The sequence below is a fragment of the Mycobacterium sp. 48b genome, from assembly GCF_048282725.1.
Classification (GTDB): domain Bacteria; phylum Actinomycetota; class Actinomycetes; order Mycobacteriales; family Mycobacteriaceae; genus Mycobacterium.
Genome location: NZ_JBLVUL010000001.1, coordinates 2,164,333 through 2,184,337, shown reverse-complemented (window position 1 = coordinate 2,184,337; position 20,005 = coordinate 2,164,333). Strand labels below are relative to the sequence as shown.

General features: G+C 62.3%; 25 protein-coding genes. 2 read left to right on the top strand and 23 right to left on the bottom strand.

What is annotated here, in order from left to right; translation table 11 throughout:
* Positions 1-30 precede the first annotated feature (30 nt).
* Genes ACNQR1_RS10600 through ACNQR1_RS10580 form a run of 5 tightly spaced genes read right to left on the bottom strand, consistent with a single transcriptional unit; the run spans position 31 to position 8,069 of the window.
* Positions 31-1,776 carry a hypothetical protein gene (locus tag ACNQR1_RS10600; RefSeq protein WP_418045876.1) on the bottom strand — a complete coding sequence of 582 codons (1,746 nt, stop codon included), beginning with the start codon at positions 1,774-1,776 and terminating at the stop codon, positions 31-33.
* Positions 1,776-2,963, bottom strand: a complete 1,188-nt coding sequence (locus ACNQR1_RS10595) for a hypothetical protein (RefSeq protein WP_418045874.1) — start codon at positions 2,961-2,963, stop codon at positions 1,776-1,778. Before ACNQR1_RS10595 ends, ACNQR1_RS10600 begins: the two co-directional genes overlap by 1 nt.
* Positions 2,960-7,285, bottom strand: coding sequence for a phage tail tape measure protein (locus tag ACNQR1_RS10590; RefSeq protein ID WP_418045872.1), 4,326 nt, complete (start codon positions 7,283-7,285; stop codon positions 2,960-2,962). The genes ACNQR1_RS10595 and ACNQR1_RS10590 overlap by 4 nt, the downstream gene beginning before the upstream one ends.
* Positions 7,285-7,707, bottom strand: coding sequence for a hypothetical protein (locus tag ACNQR1_RS10585; protein ID WP_418009928.1), 423 nt, complete (start codon positions 7,705-7,707; stop codon positions 7,285-7,287). Before ACNQR1_RS10585 ends, ACNQR1_RS10590 begins: the two co-directional genes overlap by 1 nt.
* Positions 7,665-8,069, bottom strand: coding sequence for a hypothetical protein (locus ACNQR1_RS10580; RefSeq protein WP_418009927.1), 405 nt, complete (start codon positions 8,067-8,069; stop codon positions 7,665-7,667). Before ACNQR1_RS10580 ends, ACNQR1_RS10585 begins: the two co-directional genes overlap by 43 nt.
* A gap of 119 nt (positions 8,070-8,188) precedes the next feature.
* On the opposite strand from ACNQR1_RS10580, the gene ACNQR1_RS10575 reads away from it, so the two are divergent.
* Entirely contained in the window at positions 8,189-8,464 is a 276-nt protein-coding gene (locus ACNQR1_RS10575) for a hypothetical protein (protein WP_418045870.1), read from the top strand.
* On the opposite strand, the gene ACNQR1_RS10570 is transcribed toward ACNQR1_RS10575, so the two are convergent.
* The 16 genes from ACNQR1_RS10570 to ACNQR1_RS10495 all read right to left on the bottom strand — a co-directional run bounded on the left by ACNQR1_RS10570 (position 8,461) and on the right by ACNQR1_RS10495 (position 18,825).
* The gene (locus ACNQR1_RS10570) at positions 8,461-9,321 is read right to left on the bottom strand and encodes a hypothetical protein (RefSeq protein ID WP_418045868.1); all 861 of its coding nucleotides are present in this window, start codon (positions 9,319-9,321) and stop codon (positions 8,461-8,463) included. The two genes, ACNQR1_RS10575 and ACNQR1_RS10570, sit on opposite strands and share 4 nt — an antisense overlap.
* Positions 9,322-9,431: 110 nt before the next feature.
* Positions 9,432-10,007 carry an HNH endonuclease gene (locus ACNQR1_RS10565; RefSeq protein WP_418020015.1) on the bottom strand — a complete coding sequence of 192 codons (576 nt, stop codon included), beginning with the start codon at positions 10,005-10,007 and terminating at the stop codon, positions 9,432-9,434.
* A 15-nt stretch (positions 10,008-10,022) separates the two neighbouring features.
* Positions 10,023-10,448: a hypothetical protein gene (locus tag ACNQR1_RS10560; RefSeq protein ID WP_418045866.1), complete on the bottom strand. Its 426-nt coding sequence runs from the start codon at positions 10,446-10,448 to the stop codon at positions 10,023-10,025.
* A complete protein-coding gene (locus ACNQR1_RS10555; RefSeq protein WP_064869538.1) occupies positions 10,441-10,710 on the bottom strand; it encodes a hypothetical protein in 270 nt (89 codons plus the stop codon). The genes ACNQR1_RS10560 and ACNQR1_RS10555 overlap by 8 nt, the downstream gene beginning before the upstream one ends.
* The gene (locus ACNQR1_RS10550; protein ID WP_234790421.1) at positions 10,710-10,907 is read right to left on the bottom strand and encodes a hypothetical protein; all 198 of its coding nucleotides are present in this window, start codon (positions 10,905-10,907) and stop codon (positions 10,710-10,712) included. Before ACNQR1_RS10550 ends, ACNQR1_RS10555 begins: the two co-directional genes overlap by 1 nt.
* 188 nt (positions 10,908-11,095) lie before the next feature.
* Positions 11,096-11,410 carry a hypothetical protein gene (locus ACNQR1_RS10545; protein ID WP_418045864.1) on the bottom strand — a complete coding sequence of 105 codons (315 nt, stop codon included), beginning with the start codon at positions 11,408-11,410 and terminating at the stop codon, positions 11,096-11,098.
* A gap of 13 nt (positions 11,411-11,423) precedes the next feature.
* Complete coding sequence (locus tag ACNQR1_RS10540; protein ID WP_396921673.1) at positions 11,424-11,615, bottom strand: hypothetical protein; 192 nt, start codon at positions 11,613-11,615, stop codon at positions 11,424-11,426.
* Complete coding sequence (locus ACNQR1_RS10535; RefSeq protein WP_064869534.1) at positions 11,615-12,646, bottom strand: major capsid protein; 1,032 nt, start codon at positions 12,644-12,646, stop codon at positions 11,615-11,617. The genes ACNQR1_RS10540 and ACNQR1_RS10535 overlap by 1 nt, the downstream gene beginning before the upstream one ends.
* Before the next feature lie 2 nt (positions 12,647-12,648).
* Positions 12,649-13,023, bottom strand: a complete 375-nt coding sequence (locus tag ACNQR1_RS10530; protein WP_064869532.1) for a hypothetical protein — start codon at positions 13,021-13,023, stop codon at positions 12,649-12,651.
* 50 nt (positions 13,024-13,073) lie between these two features.
* Positions 13,074-13,595, bottom strand: coding sequence for a hypothetical protein (locus tag ACNQR1_RS10525; RefSeq protein WP_418045861.1), 522 nt, complete (start codon positions 13,593-13,595; stop codon positions 13,074-13,076).
* Positions 13,596-13,645: 50 nt separating this feature from the next.
* On the bottom strand, positions 13,646-14,374 hold the full coding sequence (locus tag ACNQR1_RS10520) for a hypothetical protein (RefSeq protein WP_418045859.1): 729 nt from the start codon (positions 14,372-14,374) through the stop codon (positions 13,646-13,648).
* Complete coding sequence (locus ACNQR1_RS10515) at positions 14,328-15,782, bottom strand: phage portal protein (protein WP_418045857.1); 1,455 nt, start codon at positions 15,780-15,782, stop codon at positions 14,328-14,330. The genes ACNQR1_RS10520 and ACNQR1_RS10515 overlap by 47 nt, the downstream gene beginning before the upstream one ends.
* Positions 15,779-17,275, bottom strand: coding sequence for a terminase large subunit domain-containing protein (locus ACNQR1_RS10510; RefSeq protein WP_418045855.1), 1,497 nt, complete (start codon positions 17,273-17,275; stop codon positions 15,779-15,781). The genes ACNQR1_RS10515 and ACNQR1_RS10510 overlap by 4 nt, the downstream gene beginning before the upstream one ends.
* Positions 17,238-17,525, bottom strand: a complete 288-nt coding sequence (locus ACNQR1_RS10505) for a hypothetical protein (protein ID WP_418045853.1) — start codon at positions 17,523-17,525, stop codon at positions 17,238-17,240. The genes ACNQR1_RS10510 and ACNQR1_RS10505 overlap by 38 nt, the downstream gene beginning before the upstream one ends.
* 154 nt (positions 17,526-17,679) lie before the next feature.
* Positions 17,680-18,105, bottom strand: a complete 426-nt coding sequence (locus tag ACNQR1_RS10500; protein WP_418045851.1) for an HNH endonuclease — start codon at positions 18,103-18,105, stop codon at positions 17,680-17,682.
* Between the two features lie 402 nt (positions 18,106-18,507).
* Positions 18,508-18,825: an HNH endonuclease gene (locus ACNQR1_RS10495; RefSeq protein ID WP_418045849.1), complete on the bottom strand. Its 318-nt coding sequence runs from the start codon at positions 18,823-18,825 to the stop codon at positions 18,508-18,510.
* A gap of 59 nt (positions 18,826-18,884) precedes the next feature.
* Here ACNQR1_RS10495 and ACNQR1_RS10490 point away from each other — a divergent pair, with 59 nt between their 5' ends.
* Positions 18,885-19,358 (top strand): hypothetical protein, encoded by a 474-nt coding sequence (locus tag ACNQR1_RS10490; RefSeq protein ID WP_418045847.1) that lies wholly within the window; start codon positions 18,885-18,887, stop codon positions 19,356-19,358.
* Here the strand turns inward: ACNQR1_RS10490 and ACNQR1_RS10485 are convergent.
* Together ACNQR1_RS10485 and ACNQR1_RS10480 are read right to left on the bottom strand one after the other, a co-directional pair.
* A complete protein-coding gene (locus tag ACNQR1_RS10485) occupies positions 19,345-19,530 on the bottom strand; it encodes a hypothetical protein (RefSeq protein ID WP_418045845.1) in 186 nt (61 codons plus the stop codon). The two genes, ACNQR1_RS10490 and ACNQR1_RS10485, sit on opposite strands and share 14 nt — an antisense overlap.
* Positions 19,531-19,535: 5 nt before the next feature.
* Complete coding sequence (locus tag ACNQR1_RS10480; RefSeq protein ID WP_418045844.1) at positions 19,536-19,703, bottom strand: hypothetical protein; 168 nt, start codon at positions 19,701-19,703, stop codon at positions 19,536-19,538.
* Between the last annotated feature and the right edge of the window lie 302 nt (positions 19,704-20,005).

Here is a 20,005-nt window from a genome sequence, read left to right as displayed (position 1 = left end):
CACCCCTCTTACGTTGGGAGCGGAAAGAAATCAGGCAGCGATGGCGGCGCCGCCGATGAGTGAACCGATCGCGTTCCACCCATCAGCGAGCGCTTTCAAACCCGCTTCGAATGGGTCTCGGTCACGGTTCTTGCCGATCGTCAGCGCCAGGTGAATCGGGGTGTCCTCGTCGTACTCCCACTTCACTCCGCGAATCTGCTCGGTGTAGTAAATGCCGTCGATCTCGAACAGCCCGCGGTATCCGATGTTGTAGTCGTAACCCCAGCACCACGGCTCACCGTCACGCGCATTGAGGGTGAAGGACACCTTCGGCTTACGCTTGTGCTGTCCCTGGCGGATCGTCAACGCCGCCGACACAACGTAGGCGTAGCCGTTGCCCTGCTCGAAATCCTCCAGGAACGCGTAGTCGTTGAACCACACCGCCACAAACGGATCGGTGAACTTCTCGTAGGCGAAGAACATGTCATCGAACTGGCCCTGATACACGTTGTCTAGACCTTCAGCGCCGTACTGCTCGTAGGCGCCGATGCCGTAGTTTATCACCTGGGCAATCTGAGACAACCCGTACCGGATACCGAACGTGATGGCCTGATTAAGCCACTGCGGGCTGTGGCCACCAGTCCAGACGGTCTGGGCACCACCCTTTTTGATGCGCCGCTCAGAAGACACCAAGCCGGAATACTCGCAGTCACGCCACACTAACGACGGTTTCTCGGGCGCTACTCCGAGCAGCTTGCGGAAGAACGGGTCAGTTTCTCCGTCGCCGTCCGCGTCGATCGGCAAGATGGTTTCGGTGATCGTGTCATCCAGCACCGCACCAATAAGATTCAACGCCCCATCGAACGCGGTTCCCGTCGGTCCGGTGACCCCGGAGTTGTCCTCGAACGCCAGGATCACCGCCGCCCGCGACGGGCGGGCCGCATCGTTACCCACCAGCGCCGCGAGCTCGGGGTGAGGCGAATCCTTGTCCTCTGGCAGCCAGATGTAGTCGACCAACGAGCAGCCGGCGTCATCCAACAACGGCTCTGAGATGGTGTGCAGGTCTTGCCACTTCGACGCCAACGGCAGGATCCGTGACTGATCCAGCACTGGGTTGACGAACTGCACCTGGATGGGCCAATGCAACGGGGAGAGGTTGCCGACACGGGTGGTCAACCAGTGCACCGGATCGAACAGCGACGTCGGGATGGACAGCAGCGGCCAGAACGATCGGGCCAGGTTGATGAACGTCGTGAACGCCAAGTTGGAGCGGAGATTTTGGATCCACACCCATGACTTGAGGGGCTGGAATTCCGGTGCGCTGAACGGTGTGGCACCCAGCAGGATGTGCTTGGCGTGCTCCCGCAGGCTGATGATGTCTATTTCCACCGTGCGAGTGCCGTCATCGTGCTTCACCGCGCGAATGTCGGTGACCTTGTAGCCCAACCGAGTGCGCCAGTGCCGCTGATTCGGGTTCGGATCAACCGCTAAGTGAAGATCCTCCTGCACTCGGGTCTTGTGGGCGCACAGATCAGCCAGCCAGTCCGACCACCGCAACGACACAGTGCCGGTACCGGAATCGTCCAACAGTCGTTCCCAGTTAGCGGCCTTCTCGGTGGCGACCGTGCCGAGGTAGTCCCAACGCTTGTCCATCAACCGCAACAAGGGCCGCTGCCGGTTGGCGTCCACGATCAACTGGCGCCGCTCATTCAACAGCCGGTACTTGGTGACCGCGTCGTTGGCTTCAGTGATCTTCTTCAGTTCCGGGCGAACCTGCGTCCGAGAAACGAAGCCCATCAGGCAAATCCCATTCGGTACCACTGCGGGACAATGGCGGTGACCTTGCCGTTCGGGTTTGTGTGTGTGACTTTCACGTGCGTCACCGATTTCGCCGGGATAGGTGAAGCGAACCCGATACCACCGGGCATCCGCCGGCCCACCGGAAGACCCGAATCGGCCTTCGTCAGATCGCCGAGGATGTAGTCCAAAATCTCGCTGTTGCGGATCAACTGGTAGAACAGGTTGTCCACCGGATCCTTCGACCCCGTCAAGGTCCGCGCAGCAGGATCGGTGTCCACCAACACCAGGCCATCGGTGGCGAAAATCTCGGGCAGCTCCACCATACGATCAGTGATGCCGTCCTGGATCGTCACATGCCCCGCACCCTCAACGATGTACTTGGGCCACGGCTTCCAATCCCCCGCATTCACCAACGCCAGCAGGCCGGTGTTGACGCCGTTGACCTGATCGTTGTCCTCGTTGTTCGCCCACACTGTGGTGTAGGCGCGCTTCGAATAGAACGGGAACTGACCGTGAATGGTCATCGCCCATGCCTGGCAGTTGTTGCCGTACGCCGTGGGATCCAGGTCTAGTGTCTGATCGTTGGCCTCACCGTGGCGAACGCGGATCCACCGCCACCCATGGGTACGGGTGTAGGTCCCCCAGAAGCCCGCCGGGTCATTCTTGTTCTCCGGCCAATCCGACCACCACTTCTCCTCCAGCATCCGATAGGCGAATTCATTGTCCGGGTATCTGGTCCGCGTGAGGTAGTTGATGCCAGGTCCGACAAGAACATTCAGGTTGTACACCCGCTTGCGGTAGTCGGTGCGCTCCAGCTCCTCACCGATCATGTACGGGCCGCCGGAGTAGCGTTGCTCGAACGGGAGGTGCATCGAGCCCTGCAGTTTCTCGTCGAGCACCACGCCTTCTTTGCCTGCCCAGTTGCCGGCCAGGTTCCATAGCCGGCGCCCGTCCGGCGACATGTACACGTGTTTGGTCCTCAGTCCGCGCAGCTGTTTGCCCCACGGGCCCAGGTCATTCCACGACGTGTACCGCTGCCACCCCGGATGCCGAGATCCGACCGGCTCGTAGATCGGTGTACCATCGGGTCGAACCCAGTCGTCCATCCCCAGGTTGACCTCTTGGGTGGTGTCGAACCGGGCCCACTCTTTGAAGTTGAAACTCTCACTCCGCGGGTAGGTCATGACGGCCTCACCGCGCCGAGGGTCTTCTTGTACGTCTGGTTGGCGTGAGCATCAGCCTTCAGCAGCCCCGCTTTCGGATCAACCCCGGACATGTTGTAGTTCACCGTCGTTGACGGTCCCGGGGCGCCACCGGTGCCCTGATGTGCTTCATTGGGGCGCAACTGCCGACCCGCCTCTGGGAGAGGCTTCAAGAAATCCCCCACCCCAGGCAAGCTGATACCGGGCAGTTCGCCGCCACCACCAGGCAAACCAACAACATTGCCTTCATCGCCGATCGGCATACCAGGCGACCATCCCGGCTGCTGAATACCGAGCTTGCCTTCCAGCGCACCCTTGATCGGGCCGGCGAATGCGTTCAGTAGAGACTGGCCGGACTTGAGCAGTGGCCACTCCAGCATGTTGGAAAACCCCGGCAGGCCAATCGACTCCATCACGCCGCCGAACAACCCCGATGCCAACTGCTGCCCGAACCCCTGAGCGCCGGTGTCCTTCTCCGCCTTCGTCGCCTCTTTGTCCTTCACCTCAGACAGGCGGGTCTCGGCCGCGGTTTGGCGTTCCTGCGCGGCGGTGAGCTTCTGCTCCGCCACATCGCGTTTCTTCTCCGCCGCGGTCAGCTTGTCGGCCGACGCACCCTTCGCCTTGAGCGCATCCAGATCGGCGTTGGCCTTGTCGAGCGCGTGCTGCGCCGAAGCGGTAGAGGCTTTCGCTGAGGTGACCGATGCTTGGGCGGACTGCACCCGAGCGGACGCGCCACCAGACTTGGTTGGGTCTTCCCCGTAACCGGCCAAGGCGATCCAAGCTCGGTTGGGGAACTCCGATGCACCCGCCGCTCCGCCGCCGTACTGGCCACCCCCGGAGCGTCCACCCATCTCCACGTTGACGTTGCCGCCATCGGGATCCAGGATCGTACCCGCCGTATGGCCACCACCGGGACCACCGTTCTTCCAGCCAATCCAGTACGCCGCAATACCCGAGGGCGGGTCGCCCTGCTGGAAGCCACGCGCCAGCAGTGCTTGAGATTCGTTGCCGGTGGCGAAACGCCCGCCAGCTCCGGTGATGTAGTTCGCCAAGGCGGCCTGCGCCCCCGAGCAGTCAGTTCCCGTGAGTCCAGGGGGACCACCGCGGACATAGCTGCCACCGGAGATCCCGGAGGCGTACGACTTCAGCTCATCGACGGTGATGGAACCTTCGGCGTTTCGTCCGATCCCGAACAGGCGGGCAACCTCCATGAGGATCGCCATCGACCGGCCCCGCTTCGACGGGGTCAGCGGAATGTACGCTTCCCCACCGGTTTCCTCTTCGGCGAAGATCGTGCCCGCACCGCGCCCCGCATAGATACCCGCGGTCTTCGGCTTCTCAATCCACTGCAAACCACCATCGGCCATCGGGACGATTGCACCGAAAACATGGGGAACGATCGCACCGTTCGCACGTTCGCCATGCGCTGTGGGGCGATCGATGGCTACGGAGCCGGATGCGGTAACGCCAGCAAATGCCGCCTCAATCGTGACCTTACGATCCTTCGCCGCCTGGTCGATCTGGGTACTAGCCTCTTCGGCGCCGACCTGACGGACCGTGATTGTCTTGTCGTTGTTCTGCGTAACCTCGAACCCGAGAGACTTCAACGTCGCCAAAACCTCAGGCGCCAAAGGGGCATCAACGTGAATGTTCTTCTCGTTGTCCTGGGAGACCTTCTGTCCCAGTTGGGTCAGCAGGTCGAACACCGCCTGGCCACCCGGGGCAGACACATTCACCGGGGCGTCCTTCGGCACCGCATCGAAAGCGGTCTTGATGCGACCAGCGGACGCCACCACGTCGTCACTCAGCTTCTTCAGCACAGGATTCGCGACCGTGCCGGCCTGCTGCGCGCCGAGCAGATCTATGCGGAGCTGCTTCATCTTCTCCGCGGCAACAACACCGCCAGCGCCCTGTTTCTCAAGGTTGGACACCAACGCATCGAATGTCGGCTGGTCCCCGCCAACCTGCTTGGCAAGGTTCTCCTGTGACAGGCTGAGGTTGTCGATCGCGGTGCTGGCAGCCTTCGCCGTGTCGGCCTGCTGGGCAATTTTCGTGTGAAGGTTGCCCTCAGGGTTATCCCCGAATGCGAATATCTGCTTCTTGAAACCGCCCCACAGGCTGCCGGATTCGTCACGCAATCGGTCAAGCGGCGAACCTGTGCGCCCACCGGCGGTGTCCAGTTCACCCTTCAGCGTCCCGAGGCGGTTCTGCAGATCCCCTAGAGCCTTCTCGTCCATGACGCCGCCGGATGCAATCAGCGCATCATTGAGGGTGGTTTGCGCTTCCTTGGACCGCTTCAGCGCCTCGTTGTAGTTATTCAATGAGGTTGTCGCGGCATCATTGCCAGCGGAAATCGCGGCGAACGCCCCGGCGCCCACCATCAGCGCCGCGGAAAACGGGCCGCCTAATGCGCCCACGATCCCGCCGGCGGCGCCCTTGAGGGCATTCAAGCCGCCGGACACCGCGTTGCGCGCGTTCGTGCTCAGCACCCGCAGATGCGCGCTAGCAGTCTGGGCGTTCGATCCCATCCCGAACAGCACGCGCCCCGCCGTTGAAACAGTCGGATTGGACTGCCTCATCCAATTCACCGACGTGCGGTACGTGTCAGCGAGATTCCTCACCCCGCCGACGGTGTTCTTCGCCCCGGTCCCGATCGACGCGACAGCATCGTTGACACTCTTCAGCTTCGGCGTGACCGCGCCCATGATTCCCGGAATGGCCTTGAACCCCAGCCACGCCGCAACAGCCGCCGTCACCAAACCCTGGTGCGCAGACATTAAGTCACCAACGGTCTTCAAAGCAGGCGTGATCACCCGAACCGCGCTAGCCACCGTCTCCAATGTGGTGACGAACGCTTTCCACGCCGCGCCACCAATCGCAGCGGCAGCAGTGCCGAGAGACTTCGCGATTTCACCCAACGCCGGCGCTGCGCCCTTCACGCTGTCACCCAGCGATCCGAACGCCGACTTGGTCTGTTCGATCAACGACTGAACCTGAGGGTTGCGCGCCAACTCAGACAGCGTGTCCGGAACCTTCGCCACACCGTCGATCAGCTTCGTCAGTGGGCCCTCAAGCTTGTCGTAGGCCTGCAACTGCAGAGACTCGAGCGTGTTCTTGAACCGCTCCCACGCACCCGGCAGACCCTTGGTCTTGGCTGCCGCAACATCTGCGGCAGCGCCTTGCCGGTCGATCGCCACACGCATGTTGTCGTAGGACTTCGAACCATCCTTAGCCGCCACACCCGCGATACGCATCGCGTCCGAACCGAACAGCACCGCAGTAGCCGCTTGGTACTGCTCCGGAGTCATCCGCTTCGCAGCTTCACCCAACTGCCCATAGAGCGAGTGCAAGCCAACGAACTTGCCGGCCGTGTCATAGACGGTCAGGCCGAGCTCTTTGATCGCACCCTGTGCTGGGTTGCCCTGGTCGGTCAACGCCAGCAACGACGACTTGAGCAGTGTGCCCGCATCGGAACCCTTGATGCCATTGTTGGCAAGCAGCGCGATTGCCGCCGAGGTGTCCTCTGCAGACAACCCGAACTGATTCGCAACGGTGCCGGCGGCCTGCAAGGCATAAGCGACGTCAGTGATCTCGGCCGATGATGCGTTCGCGGCGTTGGCGAGGGTGTCGGACATCTTGCCCGCCTGGTTGGCGTTCAGCCCGAACGCCTGCAACGCTTGCGACTGGATCGTTGCGGCATCAGTCGCCGAAATCCCCGCCGCGGCAGCCAGTTGCAGCGACCCCTTGGCGGCATCCATTGCCTGTTGAACTGTGAATCCGCCCTTGGCAAGCTCGGTCATCGCCGACGCTGCATCGTTGGCTGAAGTCGCTGGCAACGAAATATCGTTACCCAAGGCGCGAGCGGCATCGCCGGCTCGCTTCAACTCGGCAGCAGAGGCACCCGTGACCGCAGTCAAGGTGTTCATGTTGTTGGTCCAGTCCATGCCAACAGACATGACAGCCTTGAACTGCGAAGCTAGGCCGGCTATCCCACCCGCCAACCCGACTGTGGCCAGTGCAGTCTTCGCCCCGGTGGAGAACCGCGAGCCGAAGTCCTTACCCGCCTTGTCACCCTGAGCCGCAATTCCAGAAGTGTTGACCTTCGGGTCCAGCTTCGCTGACGCAGAGAACCGCGAACCGAACCGGCGGCCAGCCGAATCCGCCTCGTTGGACATTTTCGAGGTGTCAACCTTCGGGCTGATCTTCGCGCCGCGCTCAGCCTGATTCAGCGCCTTGGTGATGTCCCGCTTCATGCCGTCAGCGGAGACTGCCAATGTGATCCAGGCCGTTGATAGCTCGGGCATCAGGCTCCTTTCAGCAGGGCAACAACTTGTGGCGGTGCGGGATCTTCGAGCGCTTCTTCCCATGTGGTCGCCGAGTCGATCGGTTCAACACCGGGACGGGAAATCGTCTCTGGGAACGGCATTTTGTCGCCGTCCTTGAAATGCACAGCGCCGTAGCGCCAATACAGCCTTCGCTGCACTTCCAACTGTTCGGCGGCGAGGTGATCGCCAACCGTCCAGCCCTCGTTACGGACGTAGTAGATGGCGGTCCCTGGTGGCGCTGCCTCAATGTAGGCCCGCATATCGGCGGGGTGAATCTTGTTGAAGTTCAGTTGATCTGAAAGCAGGTCACGGGTGATCGCGTCGGCTAGGTCGCCCGTGACCTGACCGGCCAGCCACGCTATTCCCCCGGTGTCACGCCTTCCATATCGGCGGAAGACCACGCAGTGAATAACGCCTGGAAGTCGTCAGGGCCGCCGATCGGGCAAGGGCGGGTGTCGATCAACTGCTTGGCGAGTTCGCATGACGCACGGTCGATAGCCGCGGACTCGATATCGAACTCAGTAGGAAGATCCTTGATGGACCTGAGCCACTGCTTGCTGTAGATGTCCTTGAACCGGCGCAGCGCCACCACCAGGCCATCTGGGTAGGTGTGCGTGTACAGGTCATCGGTGCCGTAGTGGACGGACCAGTCGTAGTCGGCATCACCCGGCTTCGGGTCCGGCTTGGTCTGACTATTGTCGGGTCGCTGGTCGTCGGCGGTCAGGTCGACAACCGGCTCATCAACTGCGTTCTTCTTCGCCATTTCGTTTCACCTTGGGCTTCACCTTGGCTGGACCTTGGCCCACCAGAGCCGCGCCAAGGTATACGGCTCTGGTGGGAGAATTTGCGCGCAACAACCCCAGGTGGATGTACATTCGCGGAATGGCTAAGGGATCAATCGCCCTGGTGTTATCGGCTCTGGCGTTTGCGTTCGCCGTCTATTTGGCGATGTGGAACAACGATCGCCACGACGGCCAATACGGCTGCGATGCGGCTCAGAAGAACCAGTACACCGAGCAGAACTGCCGAGCTGAGAATGAAGACCAGAACCTGATGTACGGGGCCGGCGCTGTTGCTGTCGGGCTCTTGGTATTGGGGTTAGTGCGTCGTTACCAGCCGAGTGGTGGCCGCGCCGAAGCGCGGCCACCTACCGACTAGGCCGGGGTGACCGCCGCGGTGGCGCCGCCGGAACCGACCGCGGACAGCACGCCACCGTTGGCCAACGTGATGTCGTAGCTGGTGCCCGCCGTGCCGGTGACGGTGGCGTTGCCGGCGCCGACGTTCGGCAGACCCTCGATCGCGGTCTTCAGTGCGGTCGTGGCCACGTTGTACGCCAGAGCCGTGGTCGACTCAGACACCGAATCCCGCGTCACCGTGTAGATGACCGTGCCAGCCGAACCGGATATCGCCACATCCCACTCAGACGGCACCAAAATGTCATTGAGCTCGGTGTACTCCACCCACGTCCGGCCCTGCGAGTCCGGGAACATTTCGAGGGTGATCTCATACACGGTCCAGTCCTTCGACTGGAAAATGATGTCACCGGTCTCCGACACCTGAGCATCCGCGATGCAGGTACGGATCTTGTCGTCACCGTCAATCGTGTCCACCACATAGGAGTGGTGCGGCAACACGTCACTGGTGGACTGCGCAGTGATCTGAGTGCCATGCGAGGCTGTCGCCGGAACCACAGTCACGTTGGCGTCGCCGTACAGCATCGCCTTCGCCTGAGGCGACTTCGGCTCGATCAGAACGAACTTGCCGGTGTCATCCTTACCGGTCTGGATCGAACGAACTTTATCGCCATTCCAATCGCGCTTGTTGTCTTTGTCGCGCTTGGATGAGACGGTGAAGCCGGTTTCGTCGCAGCCACCGAGCCGCGGGTTCCATCCAGCGATGGTCGGCCGCACGGAGGTTGCATCGGTCGGTAGAACGGTGCCGAGCGGATAGCGGAAGATGCCGCCCGCGAGTCCAGCGCGTGCGACCTGGGTGTTTCTGACGTTGGTGTGAGCCATGTCAGTTCCCTCCTAATAGGGGTTGTGCACCCCAAGTCGGGGCACGACGAAAACCCCCAACGCCGGTTGGCGAGGGGGTGGAAACCTTGGCTTGGTGGAACTCTGTGGGGTTAGGCGATGCTCTCGCGAGCACCCTTGGTGAGGTTGCACCGCAGGTGCGCTGTCACCAAGTTCGACCGTTCATGTGTGCCGCCGCACGCCAACGGAATGACGTGATCAAGGCTGGCGAATAACGGATTTGGCCAGTCAACATCAAGGCTGGCTGGCACTCCCGGATAGAGACACCCTGCGACTTGGCACTGCCAGTCATCGCGCTCGAAGATTTCCAACCGTGGCACATCTTCGATGAACGCCTCACGGTGGAGCGCCCGCCGCCGATGGTTTCCGCGAGTGCGGAGATCGGCGATTTTGTCGGGGTTCGCTTCCCGCCAACGCCGCACATCTTCGGCCGCCTTCTCCTTGTTGGCCTCGTAGTGACGTCGGCGATAGTCGGGGTTTGCTTCCCGCCAGAGACGGTTCTTCTCGGAGTCCCTGGCCTTGTTCGCTTCCCAGGATTTCCGGCGGTGGTCGGGGTTTGCTTCGCGCCAGCGCTTCTTGCGTTCAGATTCTGCCGACTTGCAAATCTCGCATCGGCACTTGTGGTAGACGTATCCGCTTGCGGTTCCATGCGGTATCGGCTTCGCCACCCCTCGATTCTACTGTCAGGGTACGACAGTCGACTGGATCGTCCATACCAAGTTGGCCTGGCGGACCGGAAGGTTCGGAACGTCCGGATCAATCGACGGGAAAGGTCCGTGAAGCTCGCACGGCTCAGTGACTGGTACGTCTTTGCCGTCGATCACCGCATCGGGTGCGGCGCGCAGGATCGCGGCCACCAACTGGGCAGTCTGCGCACAGCGAACCTCATGCTGCGCATCGTCATACACGTAGGCATTGACCTGGCACCACTGGACACGGCGGCACGTCTCACGCCCCGGCAAGACCACCAATCGGATGAACTGCGCCGGCATTGGTGACGGAATCTTGGTGCCAACCTTGATCCCCGACAGTCCACGCTCAGCCAATCCCTGCAGCAGGATCTTCCGAGCGATGGTGTCCACATCCGGGAACACGACGAGATCAGGCACCGCCCAACGCCTTCTGTAGAGCGTTCGTCTTAGCCTCATGCCGCATCGCGCGAGCCCCCACGGCACGCACCCGGCGGCGGGCACGCTTGTTGTCGGATCCGTCCTGAACCTCGTAGTACGGCTCCGTCGCCACGGGATCAGTGGTCGACGGGACCGCGTTAGCGCGTTCTGCCAAATCGTTGGCCGCATCATCCACCAACCCCTGAGCGTGGGCTCCCGTCAGGAGAGCATCGAACCCGGCTTCGTTCCACTGGATTCGCATCAGAACACCGCCTTCAGCTCGACCACAAGGCGATCAGGTGAGAACCCGAATGGCCCGTGATTGAAGTCCTTCGGTAACCCAATCACCTCAAGCCGCACCGGATTGCCGACCGAATCGAGCAGATCCGCGATTGTGAACCGATCCCGATGGCCCACAGTCACAGCCGAATCCACGACAAGAACCACATCCGCGGCCACGCGATCACCGCCAGTAGGACCAGACAGTGGTTCAGTTGACGCTGTATCGGCATTGGGCGACCACCACACGCACGCAACCGGAACTGGATCTAGCCAGCCCGGAACCGTATTGCCGTGATCATCCTCAACCCCAGGCGTATACGCCTCATGCTGACAGGTGAACGGCAGCGGGAAGTACCGCGCGAGGCTCACCACTTGGACGTGCCAACGTTCCCTGCGCGGCCACGGCAGCCGTATGGTCGCAGCATCGACTTGTCCTGCCTGGTCAACCACACGCCACCGGACGTGGCGTCTGGCGAGAATCCTCGGGTAACCCCGAAGATGCCCATGGTGGCCTGGATCTGAGACACCCCAGGATCTGGGCCGCCGGCATCTGGTCCGGTGGTGAGAACGCGTGCCACCATGCGTGACACGACGATCTTCACCGCATCAGGAACCGGATCCGGCACGCACTGAAGCCAGCCTTCAGCCATCACCGACGCCTCTTCGAGAAGCCCGGTCACCCGGGCTGTCTCGTCAGTCGTCAGTGGACGGCCGAGGCGCGCTACGACGTCCGCGCTTGACGCCAGCACCATCGGAATCCTTCTCGGTCAGGTGATCGCCCACCTCCGCACCGTCTGGGACGGTGTCGCCGGCCTTCAGGCAAGCGACACCGCCACCAGCGGTGTGTACGTAGACAACCCCTTCCAGGTCGTCACGGATCTTCATCAGGAGACGACCGTGGCAACCATCGAGGCGACGGGATTCACCAGCACCGGGAGGGCGATGGCGTTGGAATGGACCCACACCGCGATGGGATCCTTGGTCTTCCAGGCGCCCACAACCAGGCCAGGCTGGTCCGACGCGCCGATCCCGTACTCCGGTTCCCCGGCCTCCAGGGTTTCGCCGTAGAACGTGGCACCCAACTCCGACTGCCCGTTCGGATCGACCGGGGCAGGAAGCAGGTACACCTTGTTCACGTTCAGAACAGCGGTGCCCCGGATCTTGCGGTCGTACACATAGATCGGAGGCAGGCCGTACCCGGCGAGGATGGCGTTCAACGCATCGACCGACACGATCGCCGGGGTTCCCGCCATCGTGGCGGCCAGCGAGCGAATGTCAGCCGACCGCTGCAGGGCAGCGACGACCTTGCGGGACGTGACGATCGCACCGGGCATCGCACCCTGGTTGCCGGCGGCGAACACGTCGCACCAGGCGATCAGATCGTCGATCGGCTTCGGGGTGCCCGAGCCGGCGTTCCACAGCACCGATGCGGTGACCGTGTTTCCGCCGGGGCGGCCGAACGACATGGTCTGCACCACACCGTTCTCGTTGATGGTCAGGGCGCCCGAGTCGATGGCCTGACCGCGCGCGACCTCCAGGCGGTCAACGACCGCGTTGGCGACTCGCTGGGCGGCCTTCTCGACGCCACCCAGGACCATGGCCTGGGCGTCGTTGCCGCGTGCCCGCAGCTGGTCGTACTCCGACACCCGTTCCTTGAGGCCCAGGGGCAGAAGTTCGAAGACCTTGCGGGTACCCGAGCCGCCGGACCCGATCGGGGTCTCAGCGTCGAACGCCCGGTACTGCGCCAGGGCGCCGTTGCCGTCCGCTGCGACGATGGTTCGGACCACGACGTCGGGCACCGAGTAGTTCGGCAGCCAACGCGCCAGAGTGGCCTTCTGCCGCTCCACGTCCTCCACTGCAGCGCGGGCGAACCCGGTCAACTCAGCGGGAGTGATGAGGTCAGTCCAGAGTGCCATGATCAGGCCTCCCAAGTGAAGTTGCCGGAGGTCTTCGCGGTGGCGGCGACCGTGGATGGCAGTTTGGACAGAATGACAGAGCCGCGCCGCAGGGCGGGGAACGTCACGTTGCCGGCGCCACTGACGACGGGGGTGTCGGTCAGGATGAAGCCGTAGATGACCTCAGTGCCATCGGAGGCGCCCGAGGCGTAGGGCACGGCCAGGCCGGAAGCGAGCGCGAACGGCTCCCCCGACTTGATCACGCCGTTGCTGGTCTTGCCTGACCATGCGGTGGGGTCCAGCGTTGCCGAACGCGCGGTATCGGTGCCATGCCGTGAGCCAAGCCAGGACTGGTCACCTGCACCGACAGACTCGCTACGAATACCGAGCTGAGTCATGGTGTCACTCTCCTTTCAAGAGCGATGTGCAGGTGGCCCACCTGCGGGGGTTACTTGGGGTGTGCTGCCGCATACCGTTCACGGCCGGCCGCCAGGGATCCGCCGCGCGCTTGCGACGGATTTCCTTGTTGCGGGTTTGGTCGGGGCCCCGGCGTACCGAGATGTGGAAGCAGTTCGGCGATCTCAGCCTTGATCTCTTCCTCGGTTGTGCCGGTGAATTTCTTCGCCAGCACCGCTGGAATCCCCTCAACTGCGGCGAGGTCGACGCGAAGTTGTGTGGTCGCGGCGTCTTTCACAGCTTTCTCGGCGGCTTCGCGGGCTTCGCGCTCGCTGTCGATCTGCGCCTTGAGGTCGTTGATCTGCTGCTGCCATTCAGGCAGGCCGTCCTTCTTCGCCGCGTCGAGCTGTTTTTGCAGTTCCTTGGCTTGAGCTTCGGCAGTCTTGCGGGCTTCGCGCTCCGCATCCAGAGCTCTCTTTCCGCCCTCGCCTAACGGTTCGTCGGGGGTGGGGTTCGGGTCTCCCTCTGGTGTGGGGTCTCCCTGTGGAGCTTCCGGGGTGATTGGTGCGGTCATTCTTCCTCCGTCGCAGAGGTAAACCGGTCGGCCTCGCGCCTTCCGGGGGTCTAGAGGTTCGCCTTGATCCACGCCCGAGTTCGGGCGCGGTCAGCTTCGGTGATGTTTCGAGACGTCGGCGTGTACGCCCGCACAGGAAGTGGCTGTCCGCCGAACGCTGGGACGGCGACGCAATGGCAATGGTCATGCGCCCCAAAGTCAGCTGTTCCTTGGCTGCGATACAGCGTGGCGCGGCCGGCAAGCATCTGACAGAAGCCGCAACCATCCGGTCGAGCTTTGCGCTGCCATCCACGCGCCTGTGGGTCGGCGTGTGTGGCGCCGGTGATCGTGGCGCGGCTCGAATCCGAGATGCGCCGCTGAAGACCACCAGTGAGCCGAGTTAACGCAGCATCCCAGTCTGCAGTCTCTGGGGCGATGAGGCTCGACCCCCAGCCCGCCAAGGCTTCCGCTCCAAGATCTTGTGACACCGGGACAACGGCCCGGAACGACCCGCCGACACCTTGCCCGTCTCTGTACTCGTCGTACCAATCAGCTGAAACGACTGCCGCCGCATCACTGTATTCGCCCACCAGGGCGGGCATCACATCCATCAGCGCGTCCTGCAGTCCTGCCAGCAATGGACGGATCCACACCTCATACGACCCGCCCACATCAGGCAGACTGTCGCGTTCCGCCCGAAGATCCGGGGTGAAGATCTGCGCCCACAGCAGCGAAAGATCGCTGCCCGCCGCGTCAGAGAGCGTTTGAACTAGGCTGCGAAGTTCCGTCGCCGTTGCCATTGACGTCCGAGTTCACGTTACGGAGAGACCGGAGCCGGTCGATTACCTTGCCGCCAGAAGCCTTTGCGCGATCGCGCTCCAACTGCTGCTGTTCCTGCTGAGACAAGCCGATCCGGTCGTAGGTCACCGACGAATCGGGGGGCAGCACTTCAGAGCCAATCAGTTTCGCAGCCTCATCAGCCGATGCCGCCCGTGTTGGAGTGGAAGCGTCACGCCACTTCACGCCGATCTGACGGAACACATCAGGATCCACCGATCCGTCCCGGAACAACATCGACAGGTAAGCGACTTCGCGCCACGCCAACCCGAAACTGGTCTGGCGCCGTTCCGCCCGCTTCACCAGCCGGTACTCCTGCTGACGAATCGAATCCGCAGACGGAGGATTCTCCGTCACGAAACCCAGATACGACGACGGGAACCCACACTCGGCGGCCAACAGCATTGAATACGCACGCACCTGGTCGATATACGGGGTTGGTGGCGCTGGCCGGAACTCATGCAACTTCGGCTCAACAATATTGCCGTCGTCATCCACCTGCGGTGGAATCGCGTTCAACCGACCCGAGGTGGAAGTCCAACCAGCCTTGCGGTTTTCCTCCGGCGAGTTGTCCTCACTCATCCCAAACACCGCAGGATCGGTATTCAACGCCGTCCACTTCGGGGTGGTGTAGAACTCCCGGTTGATCTCCATGCCCGTCAAGGTGCGGATCGCCGCATTGGTCAGATACACCACCGCCCGGGTGATCTCCGAACGTCCATGCACATCAGAAGCACGCTCACGGTTCAACATCCGAGCCACCGGAACCCGACCAAGCTTGTGCGGGTCACGATCAACAATCACGAGCTCGCCACGGGTCCGCTCGAACCGGATCGTCTCATTCGGCAGATACAGCGTCTCCATGATCGGAACACCCTGCCGGTCCCTGGTCTGCGACAGTGCCGACTTCGCCCGCCGCAGCCGGTAATCCCACTCCACCGTGCACGATTCAGTCGACTCCACCGTCACCAGGACAGCTGGTTCGTCCCCTTTGCCGCGGCCGACACTGACAAACCCGCACCCGTAAGTGAAGGCGTCCAGATGGCCGCGGCCGGACTCCACTGCGAGATCGTTGTCGACCATCACGTCCCGCAGGTTCAGATCGTCGGCACCGGTCCAGCCCTGGAACTCGAGCCGCTCCTCCAGAACGTCCACTACTGTTCCCGGCCAGCCGATCACAGCCTCAATAAGCCCAGGCAGCCCAGCCGGCGCTGAGATCCCGAGGTCCTCAGCAGTGTGCTTGCCCTCGTACAAGTCAGACTTGAACTTGTTCTTCAGCGCGACCCGCTGCAGTTGAGCCCTAAGTAGTGCAGCCGAATCTCGCTCGGACTCCGAGAGCTTCAGCGACGGCAGTGCGATAGCCGTAGTCATCCCACCACCGCCTTCCGCACTCGTCGTTGACCCTTGTTCGGGTTGTGGTTTTCCGTCGCACCGAACAGTGCGAGAGTCGCGGCCACCGCCTGGTGGATGACCACCGTGGAGTCTTTGCGATCCCACGCCCAGGCACCCGTCTCACCGGCAATGGCCCGCTTTCGGCCACCTAGCACCGCGGAAGTGACCGAATCCTGGCCACCATGCGTAAGAGCGTCTGAATTCACCCGGGTCGCGAACAACATGCACCCCTTGGCCATATCCCGGGCAGATCCACGGCGGACTTTGCAGCCACGTGCCTTCAACTCGGGAATCATCTGCGCAGCTGGTGACACGTCATCGATCACCACATCAGTTCGACGTCCAGCGGCCATTGCGATCCACTCAATCGCCGCGGCGACGTCCGAGCCGGCCCACGCCTCTTCGACGTGAGCCGATTCGCCTTCAATCCAGCACCCCGCCACCGAAATAGCCAGACCATGAGACATATCCACACCTAGCGCGTTCGGGCGCACATCGTCACTCGGACCAATGTCGATCAGGTCCCGCCACACCGAAGCCGTAACGATCGCCTGATGCTTCGACACCGCATCCCAAATGCCCAGCGCTTCACGCCGCCACGAATCCTCATTGCGAAGCTTCTTCCGCAACCGCAGCATCGCCCGTTCGCTCGTTCGGAACGGGAAGCTCGGGTTGGCCTTTCGCCACTGGTCCCGATCCATCGGATCTTCGCCACGATCAGCAGACATCTCGATGTACAACGTGCCCTCAGAGTCGCCATCCAACGCCTCTTGCCGTAGCAGGGTGAAGAACTCGCCCTTGTCCTTCGGCCGGGGTGGCGTTCCCATCACGAAGCACAGCGGATTCTGCGCAACATTCTGCGCGGCACCCATGTTCTCCAGCGCCTCATTCGATAGGTGCTGACCCTCGTCGAACACAATCACGTCGACGTCGGTTCGACCGCGACCGAAACCCGAATCCCGGGCGCCGAATTCAATGGACGACCCGTTCTTGAAGATGATCGCCTCATCGCCCTTACCCCTAGGGGTTGCGGCAATATGCGGATCCACCTTCGGACGCTTGGCCATCGTGTAGAACTGGTCAAACGTCTCCAGCGCCGTATCTTTCACCTGCGCAGTCCAAATGACTTTCAGGCCCGGAGTCTGCAAACACAGCGCGAAGATGATGCAGCCGATCAGGTACGTCTTGCCGACCTGGCGCGGAATCGAAATGACGATCGTGTCCGCGGCATACTCGCCGTCGGCGCGCTTCGCGAGGATCAGCTTGCCGGCATCGTCCTGCCAGCCGTCAAACTCCCAGCCTAGGCGTCGGCAGGTCTCCCGAGCCTGCGGCCACGCCGTTGATGCGATCCCCGAGGGCGGGATGACATGCCGCGCGCACTCCGACAGCCGGCGCGGATTCGTAGCCCGCCGACGCCGCTGAGCGCTGGGCCGGCTAGTACCCGGTCCCGTCCCAGGCTTCATCCGGAACATCCGCGACGACAGAACCATCCATAGCCGCGGCTATCGCCAGACTCTCGATCTCCTTCGAGATCAACGACAACTGCCGATGGAGAGCCGCCTTCGCTGGCCCCTTCTCATTCGGCAGCGATGTGACGATCTCCCGACGCTGAGCCAACAGAATCTCTCGATAGTCGCCCGACTCGACCGCTTCTGAGAGCGACTTCGGCTTAGCCGGCGGCGCAGACTCGCCAGGCGTGACCACCGTGAGCCGTCGACCCATGCTGATCACCTCCTAAGCGGCAAGAAAAAAATCGTCGGGGGGAGTAAGCGCCTATGCCCTGAGCGGCGGTCCAGGTCAGTCGAGGGGGTTTGCCCCCTGGGTATTTCCGCAGGTCAGCGGCTTGAGACATGTCGCCACTCCACGTTTTCACCGGTCAGGCACTTCGGAGTACGCCTGCGAGCGGCGCTTCCGCGAGGAGTTGATGCCCTGGCCGTTCGGCGGCGAGCGCCTTCTCTAGCGCCACGATCCGGCGAACATAGTCGTTGCGCGCCAGCATCTCTGCGACATTCTCCCTTGATGTCACCTGCTGCAGGTGGTCAGGGTTGACACACAGCGAGTTGGCGCACATATGGTGGGCCGTCTGAGTTCCAAGTGATGCGCCGAGCTTGGCTTCCAATGCAAGGCGATGAACTTGCCATCTTTGATAGATGGGATACGGGCCGCCGCCTTTAGCAGCCCCCTGCTTGCAGCCGTTCCAGTTCCAGCATCCGCCTGGCATCACCGTGCACCGAGCTTCGATCTCGCGCAGGAGTGACGCGTAGTCCGCGTCTTCAATCGCCGTCCGTAGAGGGCCGCGCATCTTCCGCGCTTGGTGATCAGCGGCTGCTGATCGGCAATCGGTTCCGCAGAACTTTCCAGACCCGAGATGTGTCGCGTAGCACCAGGTGCACTGCTTCAGCACAAAGTTGGGCTGACGGCGCCGCTCCTCGCAGGGCTTGCATCGGATGCAGCGCCTGTCTGCAGTTTTCGTGCCGCACGACGCGCACACTCCCGGCTGAACTCGGCCGCCGTTCGGCCAGGTCCGACAGTCGGGGCACCACTTGGGTACTTGACCGCGGGTTGGTGGACGGTGCCACACGATCCCACAGTTCTGACAGGTGTGGTCAGGCATTTGCATCTCCAGGAATGCGAAAACCCCCGCACCTGGAGATACGGGGGTTTTCTAGCCTCGGTGATCAAGCCGAGGTTGCTTGCAGGATATTCAGTTGTTTGGCGTGGGTGTTGTCCACCAGCACCGTTCGGTGACGAAGGTGACGCCGGCCCGATACCCGACTTTGTTGGACTTGGCCCGGTTGCACTTGCGATGTGCCGGAACAATGTTGTCGATGGTGTCCGGGCCGCCCTTGTCGATGGGGTGCAGGTGGTCGATCTGGAAGGCCAGTGGGTTGCGGTGGTGCGCTTCGTAGTCGATCGGTTCGGCGCAGTGATAGCAGGGCGGATGCCAACCGAAGGGGCTTGGGTCTAACCCTTCGGCGATGATGCGGCGGTGTTCGTCGCGGGTGGTGGTGTTGCGGCTCATGTGGCGACTTCTTCCATCACCGTTACATCTGTCCTTGGCTGGTCGTACGCTGTGCGTTTATGACTACGGGCAGTGCTGATGATGTGGTGCAGCGTTACCTTGTGCCGATCGTGTTGGCCGGTGTGACGGTGGTGGCGTTCATCCTGGCGATGGTGTTCGACGCTTCGTTCTTCGCGTTCGTCGCGATGTGCACGTTGATCGGCGCTGTGGGGATGGCTGCTCGTATCAACCTTGCACCAGCCAAGGCTCCGGTGATCGTGTCGACTGTGTTGGTGTCGGATGACGTTCGCCGGCAGAACCTGCAGAACGCTTTGTCTCATGAGGTCGCGGTGTCTCGTGGCCGGGTCGAGTCGGTTACGCCGTACAGCGCGGTGGTGGTGACGGGACAGAAGGTCAACCACATCCTGCACCTGTTGGTGAGTGTGTTGCTGTGCGGGTTGTGGTTGCCGATCTGGCTGATCATTTCCCTGGATGGCGGGGAGAAGCGGCATGTGCTGACTGTTGATCAGTGCGGGAACATCACGAGAAGTTAGAGGCGCGCTGCATTATCTGCTCGTTCAGTCGTCGGCCGATCTCTAGTCCGGCGATCCGTGCGGCTTCGCCCGCGTTGCCGCAGTGGATGCGGTTCACGACGGTCACGCGGGGCGGGTACACCTTGTGTGCCAATCGGATCAGGCGTCCTGCGATCCAGCGTCGAGTGTTCATGGGGGTTACTCCTGGGCTGTGGAGCGGCGCGGGTAGCGGTCAAGCAGGCTGTCGAGGACGTTTGCGGCTTTCTTGACGTCGCTGGGGGTGCCTTGTTCGCGGAGTGTGCGTAGGGCTGCGAGAGCATCGGTGATGCGTTGTGGGAGCGTCCGCGGTGGGGTGAAGGTGGACATAAGCACCTCCCGACATGCGAAAACCCCGCCGTGTGAGCCCGATATCTCTGCGGCGGGGTTGGCGAATCGCGGTGTGAATCCGATCCTTGGACATAGGTCTGCCAGTGGAACGTTGAGCGCCATTTTGCCATATCGGCATGTCCGGTTGCTACTGAACGCGCCGTGTCACGCCGATAGATCCGCCTTACGTCAACTGCCGATTTGCTCAGGGTCACCACTTATCGGTCCAACGGCCCGCGTAGGGGTCATGATCAACGCGGCCCCGGCAGGTCAAGGTGTGGTAACCGAGCCGACACGCGATG